Annotated in this window: 13 protein-coding genes; 2 read left to right on the forward strand and 11 right to left on the reverse strand. The window is 59.5% G+C overall.

Features of this window, described 5'->3' with window-relative positions; translation table 11 throughout:
• Window positions 1-29: 29 nt before the first annotated feature.
• The 6 genes from OHL18_RS17395 to OHL18_RS17420 form a co-directional block, all read right to left on the reverse strand.
• Window positions 30-1,418, reverse strand: a complete 1,389-nt coding sequence (locus OHL18_RS17395; RefSeq protein ID WP_263376142.1) for a tetratricopeptide repeat protein — start codon at window positions 1,416-1,418, stop codon at window positions 30-32.
• A gap of 34 nt (window positions 1,419-1,452) precedes the next feature.
• The gene (locus tag OHL18_RS17400; protein ID WP_263376143.1) at window positions 1,453-2,904 is read right to left on the reverse strand and encodes a DUF4331 domain-containing protein; all 1,452 of its coding nucleotides are present in this window, start codon (window positions 2,902-2,904) and stop codon (window positions 1,453-1,455) included.
• Between the two features lie 43 nt (window positions 2,905-2,947).
• Window positions 2,948-3,700 (reverse strand): hypothetical protein, encoded by a 753-nt coding sequence (locus tag OHL18_RS17405; RefSeq protein WP_263376144.1) that lies wholly within the window; start codon window positions 3,698-3,700, stop codon window positions 2,948-2,950.
• 308 nt (window positions 3,701-4,008) lie between these two features.
• Window positions 4,009-5,046, reverse strand: coding sequence for a purine nucleoside permease (locus tag OHL18_RS17410; protein ID WP_263376145.1), 1,038 nt, complete (start codon window positions 5,044-5,046; stop codon window positions 4,009-4,011).
• A 158-nt stretch (window positions 5,047-5,204) separates the two neighbouring features.
• A complete protein-coding gene (locus OHL18_RS17415) occupies window positions 5,205-7,130 on the reverse strand; it encodes a CocE/NonD family hydrolase (RefSeq protein ID WP_263376146.1) in 1,926 nt (641 codons plus the stop codon).
• Between the two features lie 14 nt (window positions 7,131-7,144).
• Window positions 7,145-8,215: an LLM class flavin-dependent oxidoreductase gene (locus OHL18_RS17420; protein WP_263376147.1), complete on the reverse strand. Its 1,071-nt coding sequence runs from the start codon at window positions 8,213-8,215 to the stop codon at window positions 7,145-7,147.
• A 119-nt stretch (window positions 8,216-8,334) separates the two neighbouring features.
• Here OHL18_RS17420 and deoC point away from each other — a divergent pair, with 119 nt between their 5' ends.
• Window positions 8,335-9,108 (forward strand): deoxyribose-phosphate aldolase, encoded by a 774-nt coding sequence (deoC, locus tag OHL18_RS17425; RefSeq protein ID WP_263376148.1) that lies wholly within the window; start codon window positions 8,335-8,337, stop codon window positions 9,106-9,108.
• A 5-nt stretch (window positions 9,109-9,113) separates the two neighbouring features.
• Window positions 9,114-10,226, forward strand: a complete 1,113-nt coding sequence (locus tag OHL18_RS17430) for an alpha/beta hydrolase (protein ID WP_263376149.1) — start codon at window positions 9,114-9,116, stop codon at window positions 10,224-10,226.
• Here the strand turns inward: OHL18_RS17430 and OHL18_RS17435 are convergent, their stop codons facing one another.
• The 5 genes from OHL18_RS17435 to rapZ all read right to left on the reverse strand — a co-directional run bounded on the left by OHL18_RS17435 (window position 10,227) and on the right by rapZ (window position 16,401).
• Entirely contained in the window at window positions 10,227-12,023 is a 1,797-nt protein-coding gene (locus OHL18_RS17435; protein ID WP_263376150.1) for a glycoside hydrolase family 13 protein, read from the reverse strand.
• Window positions 12,024-12,079: 56 nt separating this feature from the next.
• A complete protein-coding gene (locus tag OHL18_RS17440; protein WP_263376151.1) occupies window positions 12,080-12,985 on the reverse strand; it encodes a YicC/YloC family endoribonuclease in 906 nt (301 codons plus the stop codon).
• Window positions 12,982-14,850 (reverse strand): ABC transporter ATP-binding protein, encoded by a 1,869-nt coding sequence (locus OHL18_RS17445; RefSeq protein ID WP_263376152.1) that lies wholly within the window; start codon window positions 14,848-14,850, stop codon window positions 12,982-12,984. The genes OHL18_RS17440 and OHL18_RS17445 overlap by 4 nt, the downstream gene beginning before the upstream one ends.
• A gap of 108 nt (window positions 14,851-14,958) precedes the next feature.
• The gene (locus OHL18_RS17450; RefSeq protein WP_263376153.1) at window positions 14,959-15,408 is read right to left on the reverse strand and encodes a GNAT family N-acetyltransferase; all 450 of its coding nucleotides are present in this window, start codon (window positions 15,406-15,408) and stop codon (window positions 14,959-14,961) included.
• A 9-nt stretch (window positions 15,409-15,417) separates the two neighbouring features.
• The gene (rapZ, locus tag OHL18_RS17455; protein ID WP_263376154.1) at window positions 15,418-16,401 is read right to left on the reverse strand and encodes an RNase adapter RapZ; all 984 of its coding nucleotides are present in this window, start codon (window positions 16,399-16,401) and stop codon (window positions 15,418-15,420) included.
• Window positions 16,402-16,469 lie beyond the last annotated feature (68 nt).

Here is a 16,469-nt window from a genome sequence, read left to right on the forward strand (position 1 = left end):
GAGCCACGAGCGAACCCCTTCGCATCATCCTAGTTCTGGCTTGCATGTTCTCCGCCAGCATTCACCCCAACCGTTGTCTGCGTCTGCGCCTTCAAGGCCGCGACCATCTTCTGCGTCTGCGGAGCAAAGAGAACATGGAACTGCGGATTGATGGCGAGAGCGCGCTCAAGATGCTCTGCTGCCTTCGCCCTATCGCCCGCCGCCGCGTAGATCATGCCTGCGTGATACTCCATCAGAGCGTCCTTTGTCCCCATCCGCATCGCGCGCTCGATCTCTTCCTTCGCATCCTGCGTCTGGCCATTCTTCAAAAACGCCCAGGCGAGCGCGTCGGATGTATAGACATCGTGGCGCACCTCGAACTCCTTGCGCGCAAGCTTCAGAGCTTCGGGAAGCTTACGGTCATGGTCAGCATAAAACAAGGCCAACTCGCGGTTGTAGACCTGCTGGTTGATCTCGTTCAGACGTCCGATGAACTCTACTGTCGCATACTGCTTCTCGGCGTTCGCCTTGTCGCCGGTCACCGTATAGACATCGCCCAGGGCCGTGAGATAGAGCGGCAGCGGGATGATGGCGATCGCCTGCTTGTATAAGTCGATCGCCTCCGGCAGTCTCCCCTGCGCGGCGCGTATCTGCCCCATCGCGGCCAGCGCGCGGTGATACTTCGGGAAGTCGCGAAGCGAGTTGTCCTCGCGCTCCTCGGCCTTGATGAAGTCGCCTAACTGAAAGCTCTGTTCGCCCAGCATGAACTCGGTCCAGGCGAGGTTCTCCGCAGGCATGTGCATCTCTTTGCCAAGAACGATCGCCCGTTCGAGATCGTCAAATGCCTTTGCGGTGTCGCCTTTGATCCAATGCAGTCCGGCTCCGTGACTTGCCGCCAGAAACTCGATTCCTGGATGCTGCGTTCCATCCTCGGGAGGCTTTACGTAGTCGTAGAACTTCTGCGCCGCGTCGTAGTTGCCCTGCTCAAGTTGGGCGTCGCCCGCATAGGGATAGGCCGCAAGGTCGGTCGGCAGCAGCTTGATGGCCTTCTCGGCGTCCTCTCCTGCCTCTCGAAACTTGTGCTCGGAGAGATGCACCGTGGCCAGTTGCGCGAACGCTGGCGCAGCCTCCTTGTGCGTCGATTCGAACTTCAAGGACTGTTCAAGAGATCCTTCGGCGAGTTGGAAGTAGCTGATATCGCCGGTCTCGCGCGCCTTCTGCGCATAAGCCGCGGCAAGCTCGTTGTAGCTGCCCCAGTACTCCGTGTCTCGGGCAACCTGCATCTGCCAGAAGCGTATCCGAGCATCGGAGGCTTTGTCCGCCGGAAGAGGCTTCTCCTGTGCGAACGCCGACTGTGCGATTGCCAGAAAGATGGCCATGAAGACAAGGAGGGCCTTCAGAAAGGCCCTCGTCTGGATCATCCAAGCATGTTGTTTCATACCAGATCCCCGTGATCAATTGCTCCGCACAATTCTACTGCTGCGTCGGGTAATCGATCGTCCCTGGAGCTCCTGGAAGCGGATGCGGAGCCGGGATGTACGGGAAGGTCGCGAGGAACGGATAATCGTTGCCATCGAGATAGTTGGTGATGGTGTTGTCAGGCTTGATGAACTGCGTACCTTGCAGGACGACCAAGACGCGACGATCCTGGCACTGCGGGAACGCGGTGCAGTTCAACGCGGCCCTGGTTCCCAGCGTACCGCCGCCGGTTACGCCCGCAGGAAACTGCACATCCGTGAGTTGACGCAGAAGTTGCAAAGGAACGTCGATCGTTGAGTAGTCGAGCGGACGACCGTTTTGCAGACCGAACTGGCCGATAGCCAAAGTACCGAACGGAAGATCTAGATCGAGTCGCTGCACGTCTGGCAGAAGGGCAATGCGGAGGAGGTCCTTGCTGGTATTGCCGAAGCTGGCGGGCAACAGAAGCGGAGCTCCGTTCGGCAGTGCCGCTACGCCTTCGGCCTGGAGCAAGGCAGCTCGTCCAGCGATGGTGTTGCCCGTACCATCGTTGTCGGTAGTGGTCAGAGCGTCCGGCACCAGGCTGGAGTAGCTGGCAACATCGTTTTCAGGGATCGCGAAGTTGAAGGCATCACGAGGCGCGCCGCTCGGTACAAAGATCGTAGCGAATGCCTGTTGTCCCTGGCGCTCGAACTGGTCATAGGTATTCTGGCCGTGGCGCGTCGGAACAAGCTTGCTGACCGTTGCCCAGACGTTAATCATCGAGGTGCTGCCACGCAACATGCTCTTCGGCACCGAGATCGCAATAGAGGTCACGTTGAAGCCGGCGAAGGTGTCGACGCCGCTGGTGCCATCGGAGCGAACTGGGCGGCCGCGGAAGGGGCCGACTGCGCGGAAGAGGTCCTGGCTGCCATTCAGGATGCGTGTGAACTGGGCGAAGTCGAAGACGAAGGGATCGTCGCGGAGTCCCACATACGCCTGCACGGCACTCGAGCTACCGAAGACGGTACCAAACTTACCCGTCGCCGTGGGCGCGCTGGTCACCAAGGTGTTGCGAGATCCTGTGGTTGTGGGTACAGCCGGACCGTAGACCGAGGCGGTCTGCCCCTGTCCGGGCTGGTCGAAGACGATCTGGATGACCTGGTCTTCGCGGGCGTCACCGGTGTTATCGATCTTGAACTGGTAGAGCATCTCGGGAGAGAAGGCATAGCTTCCGCCTTCAGCCGCCTGAGCAAACGGGTTCACGTTCATGATGAAGACGACGCGAGTCGAGTCGTTCGGGTCGGTAAAGGAATACAGGTCGGTGATGTCGCCTTCTGGCAGGCCGTCGACCGTTGGAGCCTCGCGATGGTCAGAGCCGTACACTTTCTTCATCTGCTTCGCTGGCGCCAGGGTCAGGAAAGCAACCGTGCCGGCCATCACCGTGAAAGCCACAACTGCGCGCATCCAGTTCTTCGTGTGCTTCATGTTTCCCCCATTGGCCCGCAGAGCGGGCCATTGTTCCAAATGCCTATTGTTTGGTCGCCGGAATGTATAGAAGGTTCTGATCGTTGAGCCCGAGCATGAGAATCTGGTTGGGTCCGACCACGTAATAGGCGAGATTACTTCCGACCAGAGCTGCCTGTCCGCGACCGTTCGTCAACGGAGTCGCCAGGAAGCCGGTCACGGTCGGGTAGCTCAGCGATGTCTGTGCGTCGGTGAAGGTCATGTTGCCGCCGGTAAACGTTCCGCCCGTACCGGCGACGAACTGTCCGCTGCCAGAGATTGTTCCCTGACCTTCGCCAGTCAGCGAGAAGCTGTATGTTCCCGGCGTCACAAAGCCCGAGGTGGTCTGCTTATAAAGCATTCCGCTGCCTGAACCGTCGAAGTTCTGGAGCGGCGTGGTTCCTGAGACTGCGAGGTTCGCAGAGAAGGAGTCCTTGACCGAAGCGCCGTCGGTAAGGTTGAACGTCGCAATAGTGCCGCTCACCGTGTAGGTCCCGGTCAAAGGAACATTTGGGTCAATGCCCGAACCCAGGTTATAGTCCGCGACCGCACTGGAGATATTTCCTTTTCCATCCGCGACAAAGCTACCGAGGACGGAGTAATCACCGTCGTTCGAGTCAGTCCCGCTCGCGTGGAAGACATACCCTCCGCTCACGTCGCCCACGGTGTTCGTCGGCGTCTTGGTTGACGACCCGGAATCTCCGCAGGCAACCAGCAGCAGGCTAAGCGACGAAGCACAGAGGCATCTCACTGCCAGATCAAATCCAAGTCTGTTCATGGGTCCGCTCATAGGTTTTTCCGATCTGAATCACTTACGTGAGAAAAATAATTCTGGTTTTCGGCTGAGAAAAATATTTCTTGATTTCTTGCCCCTAACCCGTTAGCCCGCACAGGAACGTCGCTCCATCGAGCGGTCAAGAGATCACGCCTGCAGCGACGCCTGCCATCATTGCGGAAATAGTGTGGGATGTAAAGGAAGAATTTCAAGAAAAATGGATGGCTGTCCGGCTTTGTCCGCTGTTGACCAAAGCGGGAATACCGGGCCAGTCCATCCATCGATTTACGGCCTTCGAATTGTTACGCGGTTCACTTTCCAGGGGTCTGGTCCCGGTATGTGTCCCACTTTGTCACCAGTTCATGGACGACAGCGCTTCCCACCAGCCATGTCGATTCGAACGCCGTCGACTTGATGTACGGCATACTCACGCTCTCTAGCGCCGTCTTCCCCGGCTTCGGCATGCTGTAGTTGCTTCCAACGCGCAACACCAGCAGCCGTTGATAGTCCGCGCGATGCAGCCGGTCGAGCCGGTGCATCGCCTCGGCGATCGCCGAGTCTTCCATGTTGGTCATCGCAAACGTGCCGCGCCCGACGGTCCACAGCTTTACCCAGTCCTCGGCATATCCGGTCATGATCTTGCCATGCCAATAAGTGTCCGATGCGAAGCTGTCGCCTTCGAGCACCACCGGCGGTTCGCCGGCCTTGGGGAAGCCATCCCAGCCAACGCGCGATTGCTGCATCGCAGCATTATCGGGAATCTTCACATCCCTCGTTTCAAGATAGGCCCAGTGCGCCAGCTTCCCGTTCAACTCATATAAGTTGTTGGACATCTGCGTTTTGGGAAGCACATTGGGCTCATGCGCTCCGATGACAAACATCCCGTACGGCCAGTTTGCGGGAGCCTCGCGGCTGTCGATCTGGCGCGAGATATCGCCCACCACGTAGCTCGCCCACGCAGCCGTCCCGATCGATCCAATCTTGGGGTCGACACCGGCAATCCCAGCTACGAGAAAGTAAGCATGGGTGAGATCGAATCGCGGATCGAGCCCCAGCGCCATCATCGACGGCCCCGCGTTCGAGAGGGTCATCCCGGTCACGATGCCGAGCACATCATGCGACTTGTTGATTCGCAGCGCCCGAACTCCCCCCGGAAAGTCGATCTTCTCGTCGAGATGCTCGCGCTCCACCCAGTACTGAAACTCTCCGGGTGCGTCGCCGGTGTCCTCACCTGGCTCAAACGTCGTGACGATGACGACCTTGATCGGCCATGGCTTCTCCTGCGCGGCGGCAACGCCTGCGATGGAAAACATTCCAACCAACAGGGACAAGAACAGACGATTTCTCACGAATAATCTCCAGGAAAGTTCAAAGCCATACGTCTTGTTCGATCGGCAATCATCCCACCCATCCTCGCAAAAGACGCGAGGATGGATGGGGCACCCGAACGGTTGAGGCCTGTCAGGATTGCTGACGCGCACCACTGGGTAACTAGTCTACTTGACCCTTACTCCGTGACCGGTACAACCGGCAGGCTTACATAGCTCGCCGTCCCCGGCTTGTGCCAGATGCGCTCAGTCGCCTTGTGATAGTCGCCGACCTTCGCATCGAAGATGTTCGGCACAAAGGTCTGCGGGTTCCGGTCGTACAGCGGAAACAGCGTCGATTGCACCTGCACCATGATCCGATGCCCCGGCTTGAAGGTGTGGTTGATCATCGGCAGCCCGAACTTGAACTCCAGCGGCTCGTTCGGTGTCAGCGCGGAAGGGTGCTCGAAGCTCGTCCGGTAGCGACCGCGAAAGATGTCCGTCGCCAGCGGGAGTTCGTATCCGCTCATCTCGACAGGAGGAGTCATCCGGTCCGGATAGACGTCGATCACCTTAACCACCCAGTCCGAATCCGTGCCACTGGTCGAGGCGAAGAGATGTGCCACAGGTTCTCCCGAGAGCTTCATCGCTTCCTTCAGTGGCTCGGTCTCGTAGGTCAACACATCCGGCCGCCCATCGACAAAGCGCTGATCCATGAGCAGCCAGTTTCCCCAGCCATCTCTGTCGTCCGCGGCAATCGGCCTCGGACGGTACGGTACGGGCTTGGCCGGGTCGGAGACATACTCATCGAACTCTGCACCGGCATTCGGCGGATCGAACGATAACTTCCCGCCCGCCGTGAGATAGAGCGGCTTCGATGCCACTGGGCACCCAACTTCACAGCTCGCCGGCCACGCCTTGGGAGTCTCCCAGCGGTCCTCGCCGGGGTTGTAGATCCACGTCTTCGGCGTCTCCACCTTCGGCGATCCGGGCTTCAGATACTCGTTGAAGAACGGCAGCAGAACGTCCTTGCGCCACTGCGCCGCCGTGTCGGTCGCCCAGGTGAAAGGGCCAAGCGTCCGGCCTTCGCGGTTGATCTGGCTATGCCGCCAGGGGCCCATCACGAGGTGGTTAAGGTGATGCGTGTCCTTCGCCTCCAGTGCGCGGAAGCTGTGGATAGCTCCCCACATATCCTCCTGGTCCCATAGACCCTGCTCCCACATCGTTGGCACCGTCATCGGAGCCTTCGCGATCAACTTATCCAGCGCCTGACTCTGCCAGAAGGCGTCGTAGGACGGATGCTCCTCGACCGTCTTCCAGTAAGGAAGCTGGTCCTCGCCCAGCGCCCGAGCAAAGTCTCCCGCCGAACCTGCTGTGAGGTAGTTCGAGTAATCATCCCGCCCCGCGCGCGGAACCTTCGCCCCTGCACCACGCATCGAGGTCTGGCCCAGGAAGTAGTCGAGATTGTTCTGCCGGAATGCTCCGTAGTGGAACCAGTCGTCGCCCATCCAGCCATCCACCATGGGGCTCTCGGGAGCGGCCACCTTCAGAGCCGGGTGCGGTGCGAGCAGCGCCATCACCACCGTGAATCCCTCGTACGACGACCCGATCATGCCCACGCGTCCGTTCGTCTCGGGAACGTTCTTCACCAGCCAGTCGATCGTGTCGTAGGCGTCGGTCGTATCGTCCGCACCGGTCGGGTTGAAGCCGGAGTTTACCGGCGGCGGCGTCATCAGATAAGGCCCTTCCGACCCATACTTTCCGCGCACGTCCTGATAGACGCGGATGTATCCAGCAGCCACAAAGCCTTCGTCGCTCAGCGGCAGCGCCTCGATCATCTTCGGCGACTCTGACCGCGCCGCTCGCGCCGCAGCGTTATAGCAAGTTCGAGTCAGCAGGATCGGAGCGCCCTTCGCGCCCTTCGGCACGACGATTACGGTATACAGCTTCGTCCCATCGCGCATCGGCACCATCACAACGCGCTTGTCGTAGTCGCGATCAACCGCTGGAACCTTGAAGTCCTTTGCCAGGTCGTCACCGGGCATCTTCTCCTGCGCCACCGCAGCGCCCACCATCATCGAAAACGAAAGACACACCAGCGTCGCTGCCTTGAACAAGTTCACCATGCTTGAATTATTACCTAATTCAAGTCGAACTCCCCAGCCAACAGCTCGTAGCTCCTGATGCGCGCCGCGTGATCCCACGCAATTGTGTTGACGATCAGCTCACCGATGCCTAGTTCAGCCGCCATCGCCCTCAGCCGTTTGCCCACCGTCGTCGGAGTTCCCACGAAATACCGTGGCCACTCGCCCTCTTCGACGGCGATATCGCCAAAGACCTGTAGCTCGCGCAGCGCGGCTTCTGGAGATGCGACGGGCCGGCGATCTCCCAGCCTGATCCGGCGTTGCAGCACGCGCACGCTTGAGGCGAGATAATCGGCCTCCTCATCGGTCTCCGCGCAGATGACACCGACAGCAATCGTCGCCTCCGGTCTCTCCCGGCCATCAATACGGCCACTGGCAAGAAATCCACGCTGGTAGGCTTCGATCGCCGCGCGCGTGTGGACGGGACTAAAGAAATGGGCGAACGCGTAGGGCAAGCCAAAGTTGGCCGCAGCGGCGGAACTCCACATGCTCGATCCAAGCATCCACAGATCCGGAGCGCCCGGCATCTCCGGCGAAACACGCATCTTCGCAAAGGGATGGCGCTCGGGAAATCCCTCGCCGAAGTACGCCAGCAGCTCACTCACCTGCTCCGAAAAATCGTCTGCCATCCCCGTCTTGCGGTCGCGCTTCAGCGCCAGCGACTCCACCGGCCCGCCACCCGGAGCGCGCCCGATCCCAAGATCTATTCGTCCCGGATAGAGCGCATGCAATGTGCGAAAGACCTCTGCCACCTTGAATGCGGAGTAGTGCGGCAGCATGATTCCGCCCGACCCAAGCCGTATCCGCTTCGTCTCCGCGCCGATGCGCGAGAGCATGATCTCCGGAGCCGTGCATGCCAGTGTGTCCATCGCATGATGCTCGGACATCCAGAATCGACGATAGCCCAGTTCATCCACCCGTCGCGCCAGGGCGATGGAGTTCGCCAGCGCCTGCCCGGGCGTACTTCCCTCGGGCACGGGTGATTGATCGAGTACAGAAAGCTTCAGGTCGTGTTTTCCGTTTTTACCCACGGTGATTAGATGTCCGGCCCCAGCGGAACGACCCATGCCGCTTGGCCTCGCCAACCGTACTCCGGATAGTTCATACTTTTACCCGTAGACGCACGTCTCCTGAAACGGGGCCGTGCTAACCTCCCCGCAACACCGAATGACCCGCAGGAGCTTCCTTGAACACCGTTGCCATCTCCGATCTACCCGCATTCGACGCCGCCGCCTTTGCCGCTCATACACTTAGCTCCCCTGCCAACCTAGCCGCCGTCCTCGACCACACGCTGCTGAAGCCCGAAGCGACGCGCTCGCAGGTGCTGACCCTGTGCGCCGAGGCGGCTGAGCATCGCTTTGCCTGCGCTATGGTCAATCCCACATGGGTCTCAACCGCCGTACATGCGCTCGCCGGAACCGGCGTTCCCGTAGGCGTGGTCATCGGCTTCCCTCTCGGCGCGACGCTCTCCAGCTCCAAGCGCGACGAGACCGTCCGCGTGTTGAAGCTCGGCGCTCACGATGTGGACATGGTCCTCAACGTCGGCCTGCTCAAGTCTGGCCAGAAAGAAGACTTCGAAGCGGTACGCCAGGACATTCGCGGCGTCGTGGAGCTGGCCCACGCTGGGGGTGCCATCGTAAAGGTGATCCTCGAGACCTGCCTGCTCACCTTCGAAGAAAAACTTCGCGCCGCCGACCTTGCCCTCTCAGCCGGTGCCGACTTCCTCAAGACCAGCACTGGCTTCTCGACCGGCGGAGCGACCGCCGACGACATCGCATTACTGCGCGGAGTTGCAGGAAATCACGCTGGCGTAAAGGCCTCAGGCGGCATCCGCTCTTTGACCGATGCGACGGCAATGCTAAACGCCGGTGCTACGCGCATCGGTGCCAGCGCAAGCGTCCGCATCATCGCGGAGCTCAATGGCCAGGCGGCCACAACGCCTCCGGCTACGGGATATTGATCGCCATGAGGAAGCTCGCCACGCTCGCTGGGGTTGCATTCGCTGCGAGCGTGGCGCTTGCCCCTATGTTTGGTCAGGCACGGCCCACGCCGCCTGCTCGCGACCCACTCACTCCGGGATATCCTGCGGCAACGGAGTTGCCGGATGGCCAACTTCCTCCGAAGAACGCCGATGGCAACTTCATCCTCGGCCCGACTCATACGAGCGTTCCCGAGAGTCTGCCGCAGACCGGCGTGCCACAGGGCTCGATCTTTGAGTTCACCATGAACTCCCCCGACAGCAAGCTCTACCCCGGCATCGCGCGTGAGCCCGGAACCTTCGGCACGGTCGATCCTGCGGAACCGAGCAAGCTCATCGTCACCACCAGCCATCCTGCTCCTTACAGCCGCAAGGTGAGCGTCTACATCCCGAAGCAGTACATCGCCGGAACGATCGCGCCATTCATCGTCGGAGCTGACGGGCCCGACCGTACGCTCTTCACCGTGCTCGACAATCTCATCGCACAGAAACGCGTTCCAGCCATGATTGCCATCTCGATCAGCAACGGCGGAGGTGATGCTCAGGGCAGCGAACGCGGCCTCGAGTACGACACCATGTCCGGCCGCTACGCCGAGTTTGTAGAAACCGAAGTCCTGCCGGAAGTCGAAGCGAAGTATCACGTCAAGCTAACGAAAGACCCCGACGGCCGCGCCACCACAGGCGGAAGCTCCGGTGGGTCATGCGCTCTGATCATGGCCTGGTATCACCCGGAGCTTTATCACCGCGTCCTGACTTACTCCGGCACTTACGTGAATCAGCAGTGGCCGTACTCGGCTGAGACTCCGCATGGTGCGTGGGAGTTTCACGAGCACCTTATCCCGAACACCACGCGCAAACCGCTTCGGCTATGGCTTGAGGTCGGCGACCGCGACCTGCTCAACCCAAACATCATGCGCGACGAGATGCACGACTGGGTGCTGGCCAACGAGAAGATGGCCGAGGTGCTTGCCGCGAAGGGATATCACTATCAGTTCGTGTTCGCGCGCAATGCTGGGCACGTCGATCAGGCAGTGAGACGGCAGACACTTGGTGAAGCTCTCGAATACGTCTGGCAGGGTTATGTTCCTGTCACTCGATAGCTAATACCTGTATATTCGCGTCTCCCAGGGCCGCAGCTTCAACGTCCCGCCATCGTCAGGCAAACCCGCTGGAAGATTACTCAGAACGAGCGAACTCGGCGTTAGGCCATCTGGCAATGTGAACTGCGTTGCCGCTCCTCCAAAGTTCAGCACCACGAGGAACTTTTCGTCACCAAGCGTTCGCGTATAGGCAAATACCTTCTCGTTCTCCGGGTCAAGGTCCTTGTAGTCGCCATACACAAGCGCCTTGTGCGCATGATGCAGCGCGATCAACTGCTGCGTATAGGCGAACACTGAGTCCTTGTCCGCAACCTCCGATGCAGCGTTGATCTCCTTGTAGTTCGGATTCACTGCAAGCCACGGCTTATCGCCAGTCGTGAATCCGCCATTCGAAGTCGCGTCCCACTGCATCGGCGTTCGTGAGTTGTCGCGCCCAAACTGATGAGCCCCCGCAATAAACTCCGCCTCCGTCATCTTGCCGGTCAGCACCTTTGCCTTGTAAGCGTTCTTCACCTCGATGTCGTCGAACTGAGAGAGTTTGGTGAACGGATAGTTCGTCATGCCCAACTCATCGCCTTCGTAGAGAAACGGCGTGCCGCGCAGCGTCAGAATCATCGTCTCGAGCAACTTCGCCGATGGCACGCGGAACTCCGCCGAATCATCCCCGAAGGTCGAGACAACCCTTGGAGCGTCGTGGTTCGAAAGAAACACCGTGTCCCAACTCGTCTTCCCCAACACATTCGCGTGATTGGTATAGATGGCCTTGAACTGCGGCAACGTCCACTTGCGCGCCGAGTAACCGTCGCCACGGCTGATCCGCATCGCATCGAAGTTGAAGACCAGATTCAACTCATGTCGACTGTCATCGATGATCTTTGGCTCTTCCTCAAGCGTGATACCGATCGCTTCTCCCACGGTCATCGTGTCATAGGCGCTCAACGCCTTCTTATTCATCTCCTGCAGGTACTCGTCGCGATGAGGCCCATTCGCCCACAGCTTCACATAGTCCGTCCCCGGTGCGAGGTCAGGCAGGCCGGGCTGCTTCGAGATCAACGGGATCACATCCATGCGGAAGCCATCGACTCCCTTGTCCAGCCAGAACCGCATCAGGCTGTAGACCGACTCGCGCACCTTTGGGTTCTCCCAGTTCAAGTCTGGCTGCTTCACCGCGAAGAGATGCAGGTAGAACTGCTTCGTCGGCGCGCTGTACTGCCACGCCGAACCAGAGAAGAAGCTAGGGTAGTTATTCGGCGGATCGAAGCCATTCGGCGCTGCAGGGTTCGGCTTACCGTCGCGCCAGATGTAATAGTCCCGGTACGGATTGGTCTTACTCTTCGCGCTCTCGACGAACCATTTATGTTCGTCCGAGGTGTGATTCACCACCAGGTCGATGATGAGCCGCATATGCCGCTGCTTGATGCCAGCCAGCATCTTGTCGAAGTCCGCCATGGTGCCGAACTCCTTCATCACCTTTTCGTAGTCGCGGATATCGTAGCCGTTATCCGCGTTCGGCGAGTCGTAGTGCGGACTCAGCCAGATCACATTCACGCCCAGCTTCTGCAGGTAGTCGAGCTTCTCCGTGATGCCGTTCAGGTCGCCGATGCCATCGCCGTTCGAGTCTTTGAACGACCGCGGATAGATCTGATAGACGACGGCCTCTTTCCACCACTTCGGCTCATATCCGTTTACCTGAGCTACTGGCGCACCCTGAGCCAATGCTTCCTTCGACTGGTTCAGTCCACCTAGAAGACACGCAAGCGAGAGAACTCCCGCAATCTTGAAAACACTTTTAGACATGATCACCCTCGATGCTGCGACCACTCATAATACCTGCGGAGTTATGACTCTGGCAGCTATTCGAGATTCTGAATCTGCTCACGAGCGCGCTCGATCTCGACCTTCATCTGAAGGCCAAGTTCCGTGATGCGGAGACCGTTCTGCGCTGTCGCTCCGCTGGTCTTTGAGAGGAGAGTGTTCGCCTCACGGTTCAACTCCTGCAAGAGAAAATCCAGACGCTTGCCTACCGGTCCCCCCTCGTCAAGCATCGCCAGCAGGCTTGCGACGTGCGTGCGCAGCCTCACCAACTCTTCCTCAACATCGCTACGGTCCGCGATCAACGCCGCCTCTGAAAGCAGTCTGTCTTCACTCACACCCAGGCCTTCGGTCAGCTCTGCAATGCGCGCCCGCAGCCGCTCGTAGTTCGCTGCACGTACACCCTCGCGAAGTTCCGCTACCTCGACCGCAGCGGCATCTAGCCGAGACATCGATGCCCGAAGCTCCGCGACTAAAGCCGCACCTTCGTCCGCACGCACCGCGTTAAAGCTGACGATCAACTCCGCCAGTTCCTCCATCACCGGCGCCTCAAGCAGCGCAGCCTCATCGCGCGAGTTGTTCTGTGTGCTTGTCATCATGCCCGGCATGCGGAGGACTTCGTTCAGGTCAGGCTCGGACTGCAGATTGTGCCGCTCCGCACATTCACGAAACGTTGCGATGTAAGCGGCGATCTGCTCGTCGTTGAAGTAGAGGCCAGTGCGCGTTTGCTTCTCCAGCGTGAGCGAAAACTCTACGTGGCCGCGATGAATCTGCTCCTTGAGCACACGGCGCAACTGCGATTCGAGAACATCGCAGCCCTGTGGAAGGCGAAGCTGTAGATCAAAGAAGCGATGGTTGACGCTCTTCAGCGACATCGTAAAGCTCACCCGTTCCTCGGCATCGACACGCCGCGTCGCATAGCCCGTCATCGAATGAATCACACTCATACTGCCCCTTCAATCGCCTCGGCCGGTATGGCCTCATCCAGTTCATCCGCCGGCTCAGTTCGGAACTGCAGGTCATGCAACCGCCGATAGGTCCCAGACAGTTCGAGCAGCTCCTCGTGCGTTCCAATCTCAGTGATGCTGCCCTGTTCCATCACTGCGATCCGCGTGGCGTTTCGCACCGTCGAAAGCCGATGCGCAATCACAAACACCGTCCTCCCCTGCATCAGGTTCGCGAGCGCAGCCTGCACGAAGGCTTCGCTCTCGGTATCGAGGGCGGAGGTCGCCTCGTCAAGAATAAGGATCGGCGCATTCTTCAAAATTGCCCGTGCGATCGCAAGCCGCTGCCGCTCGCCGCCACTCAGCCGCACACCTTTTTCACCGATCACCGTGTCGTAGCCATTTGGCATACGCAGAATAAAATCGTGCGCCAGCGCCATCTTTGCTGCCTCTTCCACCTTGCTTAGCGGGACGTCGGGCTGGCCGTACGCGATGTTGTTGCGGACGGTGTCGTTAAAGAGCACCACTTCCTGCGTCACCTTGCCGATCTGCCGCCGGAGGCTTTCAATCGTCACGTCGCGCAGGTCGTGGCCATCGATCACGATGCGGCCTTCGTTCACATCGAAGAAGCGCGGGATGAGGTTCACCAGCGAAGACTTCCCTGCCCCACTCGGCCCAACCAGAGCGAGCACCTCGCCGCGCTGCACCTTCAGGTCGATGCCGCGCAGCACCTGCTTGATCTCTCCCTCGCTCTCGTACGCGAAGCCAACGCCTTCGAACGCAATGCTGCCTTTGAAGCCCTCAAGTTTATATGCGCGCTTCTTCTCGCGAACATCGTCCTGCGCATCCATGAACTTGAAGATGTCTTCGCTCGCGCCGAGTGCCTGCTGAAACGAGTTGTAGAACATGGCGAACTTCCGGACCGGATCGTACAAAGAAAACGTCGCAAAGAGGAAAGCAATAAAGTCGCCCGTCTTCATGTGGTGCGCGATGATCTGCCGCCTGCCGATGAAGAGCAGCAACGCAATGGCGATCGAGCCAATCGCATCCATCAGCGGCGAGCTGATGGCCTGCACCGACACCGACTTCAGGTTCGCCCGAAAGAGTCGTGTCGCCGCGCGGCGGAAGCGGTTCATCTCCCACAGCTCCATGCCGAAGGCCTTCACGATGCCGTTGCCCGTGATGGTCTCGTGCAGGATGTTCTGAATCTCCGCCAGCTTGTCTTGTCCTTTGCGGGTCGTCCTTCGAACTTGTCTGCCGATCCTTCGCGCCGACGAGATGACGACGGGTATGAAGAGCAGCAGGATCCAGGCCATCTTGCCGCCCAGGCTGATGACGGCGACCACCATGAAGATCAACGTGAAGGTCTGCTGCAGGAACTCGCCGAGGACGCTGGACATCGCGGTCTGCACGCGCTCGATGTCGTTGATCAGAGTCGAGAGCAGCGTCCCCGTGGTGTGCTTCTGAAAGAAGCCTACCGAGCGCCGCAGCACGGCGTTATAGAGATCGTTGCGCAGGTCGGTGATCATGCCGAAGCCCGCGTAGTTGATCATGTACGTGCCCGCGTAGTCGCACACCGACTTGATGATCGCCGACATCACCAGCGCATACGCGACGATGTCCCACGAGTTATGAAAGTGGCTGGGCACAAGGAAGCGCAGGCTGAAGTCGCGGTTGAAGTAAGGCACGTGGAACTTCAGCACATCGGCGTAAGGGGCATCGGGGCTTAAAACCTGATCGAAGATGGGCTTGACCAGAAGAATTCGAAACGCCGACATGGCGCCCACCATCGCCATCAGCAATACGGATGCCAGCGAATAAAGCGCGTAAGGGCGCACGTAAAGTAGAAGCCGCCAGATGCGCTTCATACGCTCCTGCCTTGCCGCGATGCGTGGGGGGGTGCGGTGACTGCCATCTGGTCAATTCTACGGCGTGGCGACTCCGTTCGAACGCGCTCCGTCAATTCAAAATGAGCCCTAACCAAGCTCCACCACGAAACTATAGCCATGCCGCGTAAAGCCAAGGGCGTCGTAGAACCGATGCGCTTCTTCCCGTGACAGATTGCTCGACAGTGTCAGCTTGTAGCATCCGGCTCTGCGGCACCGCTCCATCGCATCCTGCATCATGGCGCGGCCCACGCCGCGTCCGCGATACTCGGGCAGCACCATTACGTCTTCTACAACGCCGGACCTGCGGCCCCGCTTGGCCATATTGTCCATGATGAAGAGTTCATAAGTACCGACGACGGCTTCACCGTCGCATGCCACGAAGACCTGCATCGAAGGCTGCCGTTGCATCGCCTGCAGATGGGAGACAGCCTCTTCGACGGTGAACGCATCTTTGGTTGCAAAGTCTCCAGCAGCGTAGAGCCGCAGCATCGCGGCAACGTCTTCACTGGCAGCTTCGCGGATCTGCAGACCAATCATCTTGGGGAGCTACCTCGGCATGTCGCGATGCGTCGTCTTCACGCGGTAGCCTTCGCCCGCCAGCCGCTTCTTCATCTCTTCCGCGATGAAGACAGACCGATGCTGCCCACCGGTGCAACCGAAGGCAACGGTCAGGTAACTCTTGCCTTCCTTGATGTAGTGCGGCAGAAGGAAGGTCAGCATATCCGTGGTCTTGTCCAGGAACTCCTTCGTCTGGGGAAACTGCCGCACATACTTCTCCACCTTCGGATGCTTGCCAGTCAGAGGCCGGAACTCCGGAATGAAGTGAGGATTGGGGAGGAAGCGGACATCGAAGACGAGGTCAGCCTCGGCGGGTACGCCGTTCTTGAAGCCGAAGCTGATCGAAGAGATGGTGAGGTTGTGCTCCGCGTCTCCGCGCTGGAACTGCGCGTTGATGTGCGCCCGCAGCTCATGCACATTGAAGCGCGATGTATCGATGGTGATGTCGGCGACGTTGCGGATCGGATCGAGCCGCTTGCGCTCAGCCTTCAGCGACTTCACCACCGTCTCGCCCGCTGCCGCGCCCCGGCCCATCGGATGCGGCCGGCGCGTCTCGGAGAAGCGCCGCACCAGCACATCGTCGGTGGCCTCGAGAAAGACGACCTTCGTCGCCAGTACCTTCCGAACCTTCTTCAAAATAGATGGAAAGCTGTTCAACTTCGCGCCTTCGCGCACATCGATAACCAGCGCCGCGCGATCGATCGCGGCTGATTGATGCACCAGATCCGCAAACCTTGGAATCAGTTCGAGAGGGAGGTTATCGACTGAGTAGAAACCGAGATCTTCGAACGCCTTCAGCGCGGAAAGCTTGCCGGACCCCGACATGCCGGTGAGAATGACCAGCTGGTCCGGGGTGGACGCAGGTGGAGTTACCGCACCTTTCGCTGCCGCTTTGCGCGGGCCTCGCGATGGCTTCGCGCCATCCATCTTCTTTGCAGCTTTTCCTGGCTTACCCGGAGCCTTCGATTGCATGCAGAGATCGTAGCATCCACGACCGGAGCAGGAGCGTTACACCCTTGGTGCAGTGCTCCTGCTCCGAC

The organism is Granulicella aggregans, assembly GCF_025685565.1.
Taxonomy (GTDB): domain Bacteria; phylum Acidobacteriota; class Terriglobia; order Terriglobales; family Acidobacteriaceae; genus Edaphobacter; species Edaphobacter aggregans_B.

Coding starts and splice junctions, on each gene's coding strand:
- OHL18_RS17395 (WP_263376142.1), bottom strand. CDS start 1,418: ATGAAACAACATGCTTGGATGATCCAGACGAGGGCCTTTCTGAAGGCC.
- rapZ (WP_263376154.1), bottom strand. CDS start 16,401: ATGCAATCGAAGGCTCCGGGTAAGCCAGGAAAAGCTGCAAAGAAGATG.
- OHL18_RS17400 (WP_263376143.1), bottom strand. CDS start 2,904: ATGAAGCACACGAAGAACTGGATGCGCGCAGTTGTGGCTTTCACGGTG.
- OHL18_RS17450 (WP_263376153.1), bottom strand. CDS start 15,408: ATGATTGGTCTGCAGATCCGCGAAGCTGCCAGTGAAGACGTTGCCGCG.
- OHL18_RS17415 (WP_263376146.1), bottom strand. CDS start 7,130: ATGGTGAACTTGTTCAAGGCAGCGACGCTGGTGTGTCTTTCGTTTTCG.
- OHL18_RS17440 (WP_263376151.1), bottom strand. CDS start 12,985: ATGAGTGTGATTCATTCGATGACGGGCTATGCGACGCGGCGTGTCGAT.
- OHL18_RS17420 (WP_263376147.1), bottom strand. CDS start 8,215: ATGGGTCGTTCCGCTGGGGCCGGACATCTAATCACCGTGGGTAAAAAC.
- OHL18_RS17430 (WP_263376149.1), top strand. CDS start 9,114: ATGAGGAAGCTCGCCACGCTCGCTGGGGTTGCATTCGCTGCGAGCGTG.
- OHL18_RS17445 (WP_263376152.1), bottom strand. CDS start 14,850: ATGAAGCGCATCTGGCGGCTTCTACTTTACGTGCGCCCTTACGCGCTT.
- OHL18_RS17435 (WP_263376150.1), bottom strand. CDS start 12,023: ATGTCTAAAAGTGTTTTCAAGATTGCGGGAGTTCTCTCGCTTGCGTGT.
- OHL18_RS17405 (WP_263376144.1), bottom strand. CDS start 3,700: ATGAACAGACTTGGATTTGATCTGGCAGTGAGATGCCTCTGTGCTTCG.